The organism is Microlunatus parietis (genome assembly GCF_013407955.1).
Taxonomy (GTDB): Bacteria; Actinomycetota; Actinomycetes; order Propionibacteriales; family Propionibacteriaceae; genus Microlunatus; species Microlunatus parietis.
Genome location: NZ_JACCBU010000001.1, coordinates 2550574 through 2563802 on the forward strand (window position 1 = coordinate 2550574; position 13229 = coordinate 2563802).

The 13229-nt window shown below is 69.6% G+C and carries 13 protein-coding genes; 4 read left to right on the forward strand and 9 right to left on the reverse strand.

What is annotated here, in order from left to right; all coding sequences use genetic code 11:
• Nucleotides 1-107 precede the first annotated feature (107 nt).
• On the forward strand, nt 108-704 hold the full coding sequence (locus BKA15_RS12135) for a TetR/AcrR family transcriptional regulator (RefSeq protein WP_312878974.1): 597 nt from the start codon (nt 108-110) through the stop codon (nt 702-704).
• A gap of 422 nt (nt 705-1126) precedes the next feature.
• On the opposite strand, the gene BKA15_RS12140 is transcribed toward BKA15_RS12135, so the two are convergent.
• Nucleotides 1127-1861 carry a hypothetical protein gene (locus tag BKA15_RS12140; protein WP_179751089.1) on the reverse strand — a complete coding sequence of 245 codons (735 nt, stop codon included), beginning with the start codon at nt 1859-1861 and terminating at the stop codon, nt 1127-1129.
• 73 nt (nt 1862-1934) lie between these two features.
• Nucleotides 1935-2942, reverse strand: coding sequence for a sigma-70 family RNA polymerase sigma factor (locus BKA15_RS12145; protein ID WP_179751091.1), 1008 nt, complete (start codon nt 2940-2942; stop codon nt 1935-1937).
• A gap of 60 nt (nt 2943-3002) precedes the next feature.
• Here BKA15_RS12145 and BKA15_RS12150 point away from each other — a divergent pair, with 60 nt between their 5' ends.
• Nucleotides 3003-3422: a VOC family protein gene (locus tag BKA15_RS12150; protein WP_179751092.1), complete on the forward strand. Its 420-nt coding sequence runs from the start codon at nt 3003-3005 to the stop codon at nt 3420-3422.
• A gap of 6 nt (nt 3423-3428) precedes the next feature.
• Here the strand turns inward: BKA15_RS12150 and BKA15_RS12155 are convergent, their stop codons facing one another.
• Nucleotides 3429-4286, reverse strand: a complete 858-nt coding sequence (locus tag BKA15_RS12155) for an aldose epimerase family protein (protein WP_179751094.1) — start codon at nt 4284-4286, stop codon at nt 3429-3431.
• A 67-nt stretch (nt 4287-4353) separates the two neighbouring features.
• Between BKA15_RS12155 and BKA15_RS12160 the strand changes: the two genes are divergently transcribed.
• Entirely contained in the window at nt 4354-4797 is a 444-nt protein-coding gene (locus BKA15_RS12160) for a VOC family protein (RefSeq protein ID WP_179751096.1), read from the forward strand.
• Here BKA15_RS12160 and BKA15_RS36840 read toward each other — a convergent pair.
• Nucleotides 4778-6868: a prolyl oligopeptidase family serine peptidase gene (locus BKA15_RS36840; RefSeq protein ID WP_179751098.1), complete on the reverse strand. Its 2091-nt coding sequence runs from the start codon at nt 6866-6868 to the stop codon at nt 4778-4780. The two genes, BKA15_RS12160 and BKA15_RS36840, sit on opposite strands and share 20 nt — an antisense overlap.
• A gap of 189 nt (nt 6869-7057) precedes the next feature.
• On the reverse strand, nt 7058-7783 hold the full coding sequence (locus BKA15_RS12170; RefSeq protein WP_179751100.1) for an NYN domain-containing protein: 726 nt from the start codon (nt 7781-7783) through the stop codon (nt 7058-7060).
• A 177-nt stretch (nt 7784-7960) separates the two neighbouring features.
• Here BKA15_RS12170 and BKA15_RS12175 point away from each other — a divergent pair, with 177 nt between their 5' ends.
• Nucleotides 7961-9232 (forward strand): YeeE/YedE family protein, encoded by a 1272-nt coding sequence (locus BKA15_RS12175; RefSeq protein ID WP_179751102.1) that lies wholly within the window; start codon nt 7961-7963, stop codon nt 9230-9232.
• Nucleotides 9233-9238: 6 nt separating this feature from the next.
• Here the strand turns inward: BKA15_RS12175 and BKA15_RS12180 are convergent, their stop codons facing one another.
• The 4 genes from BKA15_RS12180 to BKA15_RS12195 all read right to left on the reverse strand — a co-directional run bounded on the left by BKA15_RS12180 (nt 9239) and on the right by BKA15_RS12195 (nt 13223).
• Nucleotides 9239-10615, reverse strand: a complete 1377-nt coding sequence (locus BKA15_RS12180) for a hypothetical protein (protein WP_179751104.1) — start codon at nt 10613-10615, stop codon at nt 9239-9241.
• A 2-nt stretch (nt 10616-10617) separates the two neighbouring features.
• The gene (locus BKA15_RS12185; protein WP_179751106.1) at nt 10618-11532 is read right to left on the reverse strand and encodes a hypothetical protein; all 915 of its coding nucleotides are present in this window, start codon (nt 11530-11532) and stop codon (nt 10618-10620) included.
• 135 nt (nt 11533-11667) lie between these two features.
• Complete coding sequence (locus tag BKA15_RS12190; RefSeq protein WP_179751108.1) at nt 11668-12183, reverse strand: GNAT family N-acetyltransferase; 516 nt, start codon at nt 12181-12183, stop codon at nt 11668-11670.
• Nucleotides 12184-12620: 437 nt separating this feature from the next.
• Nucleotides 12621-13223 (reverse strand): mycothiol transferase, encoded by a 603-nt coding sequence (locus tag BKA15_RS12195; RefSeq protein ID WP_179751110.1) that lies wholly within the window; start codon nt 13221-13223, stop codon nt 12621-12623.
• Nucleotides 13224-13229 lie beyond the last annotated feature (6 nt).

A 13229-nucleotide genomic window follows, 5' to 3' on the forward strand; every position in this document is an offset into this window, starting at 1 on the left:
CTGGAGACGGGCTCCGATTTCCGATCGGGCTCGTACGGGCTAGTTCCGGAGACTGCCTCCGGTTATATTACGGAGGGAGCCTCCGGTTTGCAAGAGGGATTGCTGACGTGACCGACCAGACCGCCGCCGCCACGAAGCCGCGCAAGCTGCGCGCCGACGCGCAGCGCAACTACGACGCGCTGGTCGCCGTGGCCCGGCAGGCGTTCGGCGAGCGTGGCGCGGAGGCCTCCCTGGACGACATCGCCAAGCGCGCCGGCGTCGGCCCCGGCACCCTGTACCGGCACTTCCCGACCCGGGACCACCTGTACCGGGCGGTGCTCGAGGACTGGCAGGAAGACGTCCGGGCCGATGGCGAGCGGCTGGTTCGGCTGGCCGACGAGGACCCGGAGCGGGCGCTGCACGAGTGGGCCCGCAACCACTACCGGCACAAGTCGTTCTTCCGCGGCCTGCACGCCCGCTTGCTGGCCGACGCGGACGACGACGACAAGTCGGTGCTGTTCTCCTGCAAGACGGTGCTCGGCGAGGCCGCCGAGGGGGTCCTCGACCGGGCCAAGGAAGCCGGCCTGGTCCGGCCCGAGATCAGCTTCCGGATGGTGTCCCAGCTGCTCAGCGGCATCGGCATGGTCGACGAGCAGGTCCCCGGCGGCGTCGACGTCGAGGCCCAGCTCGACATCGTCCTGTCCGGCATCCGCCCCCGTACCTGACGGCTCTATGTCGACGAGTCATTCGCCGGCGATTACCTGGTCGCCGCAACCGTCCTGCCGACGACGGATGTCGCTTCGGCGCGGCGCACCGTCAAGGGACTACTCGACAGACGGCAGCGGCGCCTGCACTTCAAGGACGAGAGCAACTCCCGCCGAAGCAAGATCCTGACGCGTTCGACAGCATCGACCTGCGAGCGCGGGCGAAGGGCGGAACGTGGGGCGAGCGGATCACGGAGTACCCGACCACGATCCGGTTCTGAGTAGCGCAAGGCCCCGCCTACCGGTCGTTCCGGCCGGTTGCGGGGCCCACTTCCACGAGCTACTGCCCGTAGCTTCGCTGCCAGTCTACGGCGTCAGAGCCGGTTCGCGGAATGGCTCGTGGGGCTCAGGGTCCGGTCGGTTGCCGGCCCCGGCACCCACCGTCAGTCGGTCAACTGCGAGATCACGGAGATCCTCGTCGCCGGGTCGGGCGACACGTTGATCACCACCGGGTCCGGGTCGGTGGCGACCTTGGCGACCAGCCGGTGCAGCCGGCCCAGGTCGTCGACCAGGTACGTCAGCCGATCGCTCGGCCGGTTGTCGGTGCCGGGCCCGGTGATGCGGTCCACCCGGACGCCGTCGACGTTGTCCTCGCCGACCCACTGGGCACCGTTCTGGCGCAGCAGCAACGCGTTCTCCGGGCGGTCGTCCGCCAGGCTGAGCAGTAGCGCCAGGGCGGCGTCGAGGCCGGACCGCTCCGGATCCGTCGGCTCGACCCGCCACGGCCCGGCCGGCGGCCGCATCGGCAGCGCGCCGCCGGTCACCTGCAGGGACGCCTTCTGCCGCATGGTCCACTGCAGCAGGAAGTTCCGCGGCGGCCTGCCGTCGGAGAGGAAGTTGGCGTAGCCGAGCTGATCACGGAAATCGACCCGGCCGGTGAGGAAGAACGGTTGGCCGCGCACCGTCAACCGCAGCGTGAACGGGACGTAGCGCCGGTCGTAGTTGTTGAATCGGACCACGGCGAAGCGTTCCGCCTCGGCCATGGTCAGCGGTCGCGGTCCGGCCGGCCGGGCGGCACAGCCGGCCATCAGCAGGGCGGCACCGATCGAGCCGATCAGCACGGACCGGCGCGCCCGTGGCAGGCCGGAGCGATCTCCCCCGAGACCAGCAGTGATCACCCTCCTCAGATTCGTCGTGGGGGTCAGCACGTTGATCATGATGGGGCCCGGCCCGCGCCGGCGCAAGCCCTGGTCAGGAGGCGGCCGCCGCCTCCGGTGTCCACACCTCGGGCAGGCCGAACGTCGCGAACAGGTCGGTGTCGAAGTAGCAGACGACGTGGCTGACGCCCTCCTCGGTGATCGTCAGCTGGTGCATCTGGAACGGCCGGTGGACGCCCTCGTCGTCGCGCATGTAGAGGCCGAAGGCCGGCTGCCCGTTGGCCCAGGTGGCGAGCAGCCGCTGCGACTCCGGCCCGTCGGCCGGGCAGTAGTTCTTGATCAAGGTGCCGATGTCGGCGGCGCCCTGGTACCAACCGAGGAACGGCGGCATCTCCCACACCGCGTCCTGGCTGAGCAGGGACACGATCTTGGCCACGTCGTAGTTCTCGAACGCCGCGACGTAGTCCTTCAGCAGGGTGCGGCGCCGCTCGTCGTCCGGCAGCTCGGGCTTGGCCTCCGGGTCGAGCTTGGCCATATTGGCGCGAGCCCGCTGCAGGGTGGAATTGACGCCGGCCGTGGTCAGCTCGAGCAGCTCGGCGACCTCGCTGGCCTGCCAGGCGAGCACGTCGCGCAGGATCAGCACCGCCCGCTGCTGCGGGTTCAGGTGCTGCAGTGCGGCGACGAAGGCGAGCCGGACCGAGTCGCGCGAGATGACGTCGTCGGACGGGTCGACGCCGGCACCGCCCCAGACCAGGTCGTCCGGCATCGGCTCCAGCCAGGGCACCTCGGTCCGCTGGTCCAGCGCCGCGTTCGGGTCGGCGTTGGGCTGGCCGAGCCCGGTCGGCAGCGGCCGGCGCTTCTTGCTCTCCAGCGCGGTCAGGCAGACGTTGGTGGCGATCTGATACATCCAGGTGCGCACCGACGAGCGCCCTTCGAAGCCCCGGAACGCCCGCCAGGCGCGGATGTAAGCCTCCTGCACCAGGTCCTCGGCATCGTGCACCGAGCCCATCATCCGGTAGCAGTGCGCCATGATCTCCCGGCGCAGCGGCTCGACCTGTTCCCGGAAGGTCTCGTCGAACGTTTCGGAGGCAGTCGTGGTCATGGCGCAAAACGTACCTGCTGGCACCGACGAATTCCCGGCCGAGCGGAAGTCAGTCCTGGTATGACATCCGTTGCGGAGGGCCCGCCGACCGACCGGTTGATCTTCATCAACCTTCCCGTGGCCGACCTGGCGCGCTCCCGCGCCTTCTACACGGGACTCGGCTTCGGCATCGATCCGCGGTTCAGCGACGACCGCAGCGCCTGTGTCGTGGTCTCGCCGAGGATCTGCGTGATGCTGCTGGTCCGGGACCGGTTCGCCGAGTTCGTCGTCGGCGAGGTCGCCGATCCGCGACGGACCACCCAGGTGCTGAACTGCCTGTCCGCGACCAGCCGTGACGAGGTGGACCGGATCGCGGTCCGGGCCGTCACCGGCGGCGGCCGGCCGTGGCGGGACAAGGTCGACTCCGACGGGGTGTACGGCCGCAGCTTCGCCGACCCGGACGGTCACGTCTGGGAGCTGCTGCACCTCTCCTGCGACTGATTCGGCTCAGCCCTGCTCGACCTCGACGGCAAGGCTCCACACCAGCGGCCGGTCCGGGGCCACCGTGGCCACCCGGCCGCGCTCGACCGCGGCGGCGAGCGAGTCGTAGAAGCCGGTGCAGGGCTCCGGCGCGATCACGTCGGCGCGCGCCACGGCGTGCCGGTCGTACCAGAGCCCGAGGTACGGCAGCACGGCCGGATCCCAGGACAGCCGGAGCACCCGCCCGTCCGGCCGGCGCAGGCTCACGGCGCCGACCGTCTGGTCCGGCGGCAGGTAGACCTTGCGCCCGGTGCCCGGCGGCACGGAGTCGATCATGGCCGCCGCTGAGGTCCAGGGACGCTCCGGCCCGGCTTCCGGATAGACGTCGATCACCCGGTCGATCCCGGCCGGCAGTTCGATCATGGTCCCGGGCGGTGCCAGGAACTGCGGATGGGCGGCCCAGAGGAACGGCAGCTCGCGTTCGGCGGTGACCCGGTAGCGCAGCTCCAGTCCGGTCGCGGTAGACCGCACCTCCCGGCGGAATCCGTACGGCAGCACGGATCCCGCGGCCTCCATCGTCCTCCCGTCGCCACTCACCGACCAGGTCGCGGTCCAGAGGTCACCATGATCGGGAAGCTCGGTGCCGTCGGCCAGCCGGCCGGCGTCGATCGTCGGCGCGCACTCGTCCCAGCCGCACATCTCGGCGGCCTCGAAGCTGTCTCCCGGCCGGGCCGGCGGCGGCAGCGGGTCCGGCGGGCCGAGCAGCCACTCCACGCCGTCCCGGTCGCGGAGCGACACGATCTTGCCGCCGCGCCCGGGCACGATGATCATGGTCAGCCCGCCTCCGTTGATCATGATCGCCGGCTCCTCGTACCACGTCGTCACGGAACCACTCTAGATACTCCTTGGAAAGTGCTCGGTTGGTGAGCACTTTGACCGCTGGACTGGAGTCATGAACCAGAACACCGTCACCCTCCGTGGCTTCGCCACCGTCTCCTTCTATGCCGACGACATCGAGGAGGCCGCCCGCTGGTACGCCGAGCTGACCGGCGTCGAGCCCTACTACCGCTTCCCGCACCCGCCCCAGCAGGCCGCCTACATCGAGTTCCGGCTCGGTGATCATGAGGACGAGCTGGGCCTGATCGACCGCCGCTACGCCCCGCGCGTGCCGCAGCAGCACCCGGGCGGCGCCGTCGTCTTCTGGCACGTCGACGATCTCGAGGGCACCCTGCAGCGGCTGCTCGATCACGGCGCCACCCTGCACGACCCGCTGACCAAGCGGGAGTCGGGCTTCAACACCGCGTCCGTCGTCGATCCGTTCGGCAACGTGCTCGGTGTCATGTACAACCCGCACTACGTCGAGCTGATGGCCAAGATCAAGGAGTCAGCCCGGTGAAGTGAGCGGCGAAGGCCAGCAGGTCGGCGCTCTCCTCCGCGATCTTGGCGGTCGGCTTGCCCATGCCGTGGCCGGCGTTGGTCTCGATCCGGGTGAGGATCGGGGCCTCGCCGGCCTGGGCCCGCTGCAGCGTCGCGGTGAACTTGTGGCTGTGCAGCGGCACCACCCGGTCGTCATGATCACCGGTGATCACCAGCGTCGCCGGATAGCTGGTGCCGGGCCGCACGTTGTGCAGCGGCGAGTACGCCAGCGCGGTGGCGAAGTCGTCCGGGTCGTCCGGGTTGCCGTAGTCGGAGACCCAGGCGGCCCCGACAGTGAACTTGTGGAAGCGGAGTAGGTCCAACACGCCGACGGCCGGCAGCGCGGCGGCGGCCAGGTCCGGCCGCTGGGTCAGCACGGCGCCGACCAGCAGGCCGCCGTTGCTGCCGCCGTGCAGCGCCAGCCGATCACTGGCGGTCACTCCGGTCTTGATCAAGTCCTCGCCGACCGCGATGAAGTCGTCGAACACGTTCTGCTTCGCGTCCAGCCGGCCGGCGTCGTACCAGTCGGTGCCGAACTCGCCGCCGCCGCGCAGGTTGGCGATGGCCAGCACGCCGCCGGCGGCCAGCCAGGCCGGCCAGATCGCCCGGTAGGAGGCGAAGATCGGGATCTTGAAGCCGCCGTAGCCGTAGAGCAGGGTAGGCCGCGGGCCGTCGGTCTCATGATCGGAAGTGATCAGGAAGTACGGCACCTCGGTGCCGTCCGCGCTGACCGCACGATACCGGCTGACCGTGAACTCGGGCGGTGTCCAGGTCTCGCCGGTGTTGATCACCAGGCCGTCCAGCGGTTCGGTGGCGCCGGTCTCGGTGTCGATCGTGTACGCCCGGTTCGGCGAGACGACCGTGGACAGCCCGGCGAACGCCTCGCGTTCGCCGGCCTTGCCGTTCAGCGCGTTCAGCGCACCGCCGGCCAGGTCCAGCGCACCGAGCTCGGTGCCGTCGAGGCCGAACCGGAGCACCACCGGCTGGGCATCCTCGAGCACCTCGACCAGCAGCCCGTCCCCGGCCGCGACGACCGTGGACAGGGTCGTGTCGCGCTCCGGCACCACCTCGGTGAACTCCGGCAGCGCCTCGGTCTCCGGGGAGGCGATCGGGCAGCGGACCACCCGCCCGCGGGGCGCGTCCAGGTCGGTGTGCAGGACGATCGCGTCGCCGTCGACCCGGACGAAGGCGAACATCGCGTCCGGCCGGTCGATCAGCTTGATCGGCTCGCCGAGTCCGCTGACGCCGTCGGTGTCGGTGATCGGATAGACCCAGAGCCGGTTCCGGTTCTCGGTCCCCTGCACCAGGTGCATGATCAGATAGCGGTCGTCGTGGGAGGTCTCCACCCAGAACAGCAGTTGATCATTGTCCGGGAACTCCAGCATCAGTTGATCTTGGTCCTGCGGGGTGCCGACCCGGTGCAGCTTCAGCTGTCCGCCGCCCTGGGCCGCGGTCTCGGTGCCCTCGGACTTGCCGCCGGCCGGGAAGTGCACGTACAGATAGGAACGGCTGTCCGGCAGCCACTCCGGCACGCTGAACTTCGCCTGCCGTACGTCGTCCGCGACGTTCTCTCCGGTGGCCAGGTCGCGGAGCAGGAAGGTCCGCCAGTCGCTGCCGCCCTCGCTGATCGCGAAACCGATCATGGAGCCGTCCGGTGACACCGTGTAGCCGGTCACCGCGGTGGTGCCGTCGGCCGCCAGCAGGTTCGGGTCCATGATCACCCGGCCGCCCTCGAGCAACTCGGGCAGCGAGTCGGCGACGAAGATCACGTCCTGGTTCTGGGTGCCGTCGTTGCGGCCGACCAGGTAGTGGCCGGCGCGCTTCGCCGGCGTTCCGGCCCGCGGCCGCTCCAGGATCCGGCTCATCGTGGTGCGGAACCAGTCCCGGCCGGGCAGCCCGCTCAGGAACGCCTCGGTGACCTCGTTCTGCCGGGCCACCCAGTCGACCGTCTCGGCCGAATCAGGGTCCTCCAGCCAGCGGTACGGGTCGGCGATCGGCCGTCCGTGCAGGGTTTCGATCAGGTCGTCGCGGCGCGTCTCCGGGTAGTCCACCCCGGAAGGCTAACTTGCTGTCTCCAGCCGTGCGAAGCCCGTTCCGGGCCCTGGTCGACGCACCTCACCGAGCGTGGTGAGGTGGGATGGATCCGATGAGGAAGTCACCGCAAAAGAAAGACCCGCCCTCACGTGGAGAGGCGGGTTGATGATCCAAAGACTAGCACGTCCATCGTGGCGGATTGACCATTACCAGGTTGACGGCTTCGAGATCCCAGAGATCGGATCGGGGAGCTGGCTCTGGTGAAGGTCAAGGGGGTCCAGTCGCCTCCACCAGTGCCTGCCGACGCCATCGGTCGCCTGGCCCTTCAGCGCTCCGGCCAAGGGCTTCACGCCGGGGTTGATGACGCCGGTCGGGACGTGCTCGCGGGCAATCCGAATCGGCAGGCCGAGATCCGAGTCGTTGGACACAATGATCGCGGCATCCACGTGGCCCTGCAGCACGTCGGAGAGGAGATGGGTCGCCACATTGACGTCGGAGCCCTTCTCCTCGCGCTTCCGGACGGTGGCGAACAGGACACCACGGCCGTTGCGGCGAATAGGGAGTCCGGGCGACCAGGAGAACAGACCCTGTGGATCCAGCATCACCGTCGGGCCCCTCGTGCCGGCGGGCTCGATGGTCATCACCGATTCCTTGGCCCACGACGAGTAGTAGCCCTCTTCGATGATGTCGACAGACCCGCTACGACGAAGAGCTTCCAGGTAGAAATCCTGCCGCTGAGTCTGGCCCGGATCGCTCGGGTCGTTCACCCGGGCGGTGCAATAGACGACCCGATGCACGACTGCCCCGTGCCAGGATGCGTATCGCGTGGCCAGGGCACGAAGATCGAGCCATTTCCACCCGGAGACACTGCCGAGCTGGGCCGCCGCTCCGTAGTAGAGGTTGAACCCGTCGACATAGAACCCGACTCTCACCGCGTAACGGTAACTCAGGGGTCGCCCGCGATCCGGTCGCTCACGTCGTCGTTCTGCCGGGTGTCATCCGGTCAACCCCCGGCACGTCTCACCCTCCGAGAGACCGGATTCACCGGCATCGTTTCGCCTACTGTCATACCGGCAATTCCCCTCACAGTGCTAGGAAATGCGATCCCGATGACCTCGTCCCTCGAACTGCCCCGGCTGCGCTCGGTGATCACGCCGGCGGCCACCTCCTGCGCTGCTCCCGTACCCGAACCGCAACAACCGGTCCGCCGGCTGCCGCTGGTGATCTTCGGCGTCCTCGCGGTCGCCCTGTCCTCGTACGTGACGGCGGTGCACGGGCTGCCGCAGGGGCTGCTGTTGATCATCGGGGTCGGGCTCGGCTTCGCCCTGTTCCACTCCCGGTTCGGCTTCACTTCGGCCTGGCGGCAGCTGATCGCAGTCGGCAACGGGCAGGGGCTGCGGGCGCACGCCCTGCTGCTCGGCACCGCGGCGACCCTGGTGATGTTGATCGCCGCGACCGGCTCGACGCTGTTCGGCAGCACGCCGAACACCAACCCGGGCCAGATCGGCCTGCCGTTGTTCCTCGGTGCGGCGGTGTTCGCGATCGGCATGCAGCTCGGCGGCGCCTGCGCCTCCGGCACCCTGTTCGCGGTCGGGTCCGGGCAGACCTCGATCGTGATCACGCTGCTCGGCTTCATCGCCGGTTCGGTGATCTACACCGCCGGCTACCCGGCGTTCACCGGCTGGCCGCAGGTGCCCGGCGTCGCCCTTGCTGATCATGTCGGCTGGTTCGGCGCCTGGGCGATCACCATCGCGGCCCTGGTGATCATCGTCGGGGTGACCCGGGTCGTTCAGCGCCGCCGGAACCCGCCGCCGACCGATGTGGTCCCGACGGCGCGGGGGCTGAGCCGGATCGTCCGCGGCTCCTGGCCGATCCTGGTCGGTGCCGTGGTCCTCGGTGTGTTGGCCGGTGCGGTCTTCCTGGTCTCCGGCGGCACCTGGGGTGTCACGTACGCGTTCGGGCTCTGGGGCGCGAAGTTCCTGCAACTGTTGGGTTTCCAGCCGGAACTGTGGGCCTTCTGGCAGCTGCCGGCCAACGCGAAGGCGCTCGCCGCGTCGGCGTGGCAGGACAAGACCACGCTGACCGATGTCGGGATCATGATCGGCGCCGGGATCGCCGCCGCCGCGGCCGGTGCCTGGAAGCTGCACACCAGGATCCCCTGGCGGACCGCCGTCGCCGCCCTGCTCGGTGGCATTCTGATGGGCATCGGCGCCCGGCTGGCCGGCGGCTGTAACATCGGCGCCTATCTCGGCGGGATCAGCCGGGGTAGCCTGCACGGCTGGCTCTGGGCCGCCTTCGCGCTCGGCGGCACCTGGGTCGGCCTGAAGCTCCGCCCCCTGTTCGGCCTGGGCAATCCGAAGCCGAACGACAGCATCTGCTGAGCAGCCTCAGTCCAGCTCGAGCAGCCGGAGCCGGCTCGAGTCCGGCCGGGTGACCAGCAGCCGGTCGGAATCCACGAGCCGGATGTCGCCGCTGAACTCGGGAGACCGCGGCCGTCCGGTCCGGTCGAAGGCCTGCACCCGGCCGGAGGCCAGCCGCACCCACACGTAGCCGGACCAGCCCAGTGTGGCCGAGACGGCATCGTGCGGCAGCGTCGTGGCGCCGAGGGTGAGCCTGCCGTCCTGGCCGATCGCGTGCAGTAAGGGGCCCTCCGACGAGCCGCCGGGACTCGACCGCGGCACCACCCGCCAGGCCAGCGGGCCCCGGCGGCCCGGCATGATCCAGCCGGGTCCGTCCGAGGAGACCGTCGGCAACGGCTGCGCTTCGCCGTGAGCCCGGACCAGGAATTGTCCTGCCGCGGCCGAGGCGGTTTCGGTGACGATCGCTCCGTGCCGGCTGACGCTGGACCAGTTGACGCTGGTCTCGGCCGGCATCGACCAGAGCCTGGTCCCGGCCACGGCGTCGATCCGGGCCGGAACTCCGCCGGTCGCGCCCGGGCGCAGCGACCGTTCCAGACCGAGCGCAACGTCGTCGACGAGAATCTCCTCGGCCACGAATCCCTTGCGGCGCCACAGTTCCCGGCCCGTCGTCGGGTCGTACGCGATCGTCTTCGGCTGCCGTTCGGCCGCATCCCACTCCAGGTCGGTGAAGTAGTTCCCGGCCGCACCGAGGGTGGCCAGTACGGCGGACGAGGTGGCGCCGACGACCTCGTACGTCTGGAATCCCGAGGTCTGCGGCCGGTCGGCGCGCGGCTTGGCGCTGCGGACCGGTGCGGTGTGCCAGACCTGCCGCCGGTCGGCCAGCGAGAACCCGACCAGACCGTGTTCGCGGTACGGCTTCAACTCCGTCGTCGGGCACTCGAAGCCGCCGTCCCGGCACGGCCCGAGGTGGTACGGGAGGATCAGCATGCCGTCGTCCCCGCGCTCGACCGCCCAGCCCGCGAGGTTGCTCAGCCGGGCCTTGGACCGGGCCTTCGGCCCGAGCGCGAACTCCCGGGGCAGCTGGCTGGCCTGCCAGCGGACCGAGCCCCGGCCGGCGTCGAGCACGACCGAGTCCTGCTCGGCCGGACCGCTGCCCCAGCCGGTGATCACCAACGAGTCCGCAACCAGCTCGGCGCGACCGATGTTGATCAAGGGCTGGGCGTCGGTCTGCCAGGCCTCGGTCAATTCGAGCCACGGCTGCCCCGGCCCCTGGTAGTGGACTGGAGCCGGCGTCTCCGCTGTCACAGCAGGCGTCTTCGATCCGGGGGTGGACGGTCGCGCCGCGACGCAGCCGGTCAGCGCCAGGATCGCAGCGAGCGCCATGATCATCGGACGCATCACCATGATCACTTCACGTCCCGACTCCGGTGGCTGCGGGAGCGGGCGCTGATCAACGGCACGACCTTCTCCTCCAGGACGGCGACCCGGGCCCACGTGTCGGGATCCGAGACCTGCAGGCGGAACCTGGAGTAGAAGAACAGCCAGTCGGCCGCCACCTCGACGTCGAGGTCGCGCGCATGATCGATCAGCAGTGCCATCACGTCCGGCGTGAAGACGTAGAACGCGTCGAACCGGTCCTCCGGCCGGCAGTAGAGCGTGAAGTGCTCGTCCATCACCCCGTCGAGGGTCTGGATGCGGTCCGCCGCGCCGAACTCGCCGAGATCTCCGGGGAGCGTCTCGTCGAGCCGCGCATTCAACATCAGGTACGGCAGCACGCCGGGCAGCGGGAACGCGAGATAGCGCCACTCGTACTGCTGTTCCTGCTGATCATGCCCGGACTCATAGCGATGAAGTCCCACTTCGAAGTACGGACCGGACGTGGACCAGATCCGCTGCTCCGTCAGCCGACGGTAGCCGGCCTTGAAGACGATGCCGGGATAGTTCGCGGCATCGGTCCGGGCCGCGCACTCGAGTTCGTTCGCCGCGGCGAACTCCCGACACCGCAACTGCTCCCGCCACGGCTCGAGGCCGACCGTGCCGGAGGCGTGGAGCACGACCAATCCGCCGACCAACCCCACCAGGAAGATCAGCACGCTGACGGCGGCTGCACCCTCGAACGGCGCTCCGAACCTGTTCACCGCCACCTGCCCGCCGGCCACCGGCAGGCCCACGACCACTGCGACCCAGGCCAGGATCCGGCGCGTCGGGACCGGAGAACCCCAGGTGGCAGTTCCGCGCCCCGCCAGCTGCCGGCGATAGGCCCGAACCTCGGGGTCGCCGACCGGCCGCCGCAGCGCAGTCGTGTCGAACGTCCTTGGCATGCCACCGCTTCCTTGATCAGCTTCGCGCCCGCGGATGTGGTCCTGGCAGCACCCTAGGAACCGGTCGTTCGACTCGCCCACCGTTCGACGGCGGCAAATGCCAATGCCCCCATTGCGTACGGCAATCCGCCGAGGTCAGGTGATCAACAATGTGTAGCGTCGCCCGAGCTCGGTCCGTTCCCCGGCGACGAACCCGAGCGACTCGAAGAGCCGCCGGGACGCCACGTTGGTGTCGTAGATGTCGCTCACGTCGACCGCGTGCTGGCCCAGCACCCGAGCCCGTTCGATCATGGCCGCGATCACCGTCCGACCGATCCCCTGGCCGCGCACCGCGGGAGCCAGCACGATCGGCACCGCCCAGGTCTGCAGCGTCACGTCGCCGACCGGCCGCCACTCCATACCGTCCCGCAGCTCGACCAGATAGAGCTCACCATGATCACGAAGATGCCGGAACATCCGCAGCAGCCGCTCCTCGTCGTACGGTTCGGCGACCGGCCCGTCGACCAGTCGGACCGTCTCGAGGTCCTGATACCAGGTGAGCAGCTCGGCCAGCAGGTCGGGCGCCGCCCGGTCCGGGTCGAACCGCCGCAGCCGCAGTCCCGGCCCGATCGGCAGGAACTGCGGGGCCTCGGCGGCGGCGGGCTCGGCCATGCGGCGATCCTCGCACCTCCCTGCGGGACGGGCCCCGAAAATTCCTCGACGAATTTCTCGTATCGCCTGACGGCCCTGCCGAGAGCACGTACAGTTGAAGCTGCAAGGGGTGTGGAGTTGATCCGGCGTGACCCGCAGCGCGCCGAGATCCTCCACACCCTTTGCTTTCGTGTCTGCGCGATCGGATGGGCGCGATGTCCTTTGAGTTTCCGCCGGTCAGTGGCCCAGGTGACACAAATCCGCAATGGAACAGGTCTTGCAATCGATTTCACAACCTTCGGGCAGTAGTTGCGTTGCAGATTTGTGACACCCTGCCTGGACGGATGCGAACCGGACGAGACGCGCAGGGTTTGGAAGCCGCTCGCGTTGAGGGCTCAGGTCGGCGCCATCAAGGTGCGGGCGCCGTTGCGGCGGAAATCCACCGGCGATGACCTTGCCTAGGGAACGGGGAACTCGCCCGGCGGGTCCTCGCCGGTGGCACCGTCGACGGCTTCGCGCAGCAGGTCGGCATGGCCCGTGTGGCGGGCGTACTCCTCGATCAGGTCGCTGATCAGCCGCCGAAGGCTCATCCCGTTGCCGTCGACGGCGTCCAGGCCCGACGCCGCGAGGGCACCGGCGACCGTGTCGCGCGAGCGATGCACCGCTCGCTGCCAGAGGTCGCGGAGCGCCTCGGGCTCATCGTCCGCCGCTGACTCCCAGGCCCAGGTCTCCCAGGTCGCTCCGTGGTCGAGGCCGCGGAACTCGGGTAGCAGGGCCGCGCCGGCCAGCCCGACTTGGAACTTCTGTTCCTCGCAGAGCGCCAGGTGTTTGAGGAGTCCGCCGAGCGTGACCGCGGACCGGCCGAGCCGCAACTGCAGCCCGTCCGCAGCCACGCCCCAGCACTTCCACGCGAACGTACGACGATTGCGCTCCAGAGTGACCAGCGCGGTCTCGACCTCGTCGCCGGCCTTGAAGATCTCGATGTCCCACTCGGGCGGGCGGCCGGCCACGAAGCCGGGCGCGCTCGTCCGTGGTGCAGTCGGAGTCGAATGCGTGTCCATGCCCGG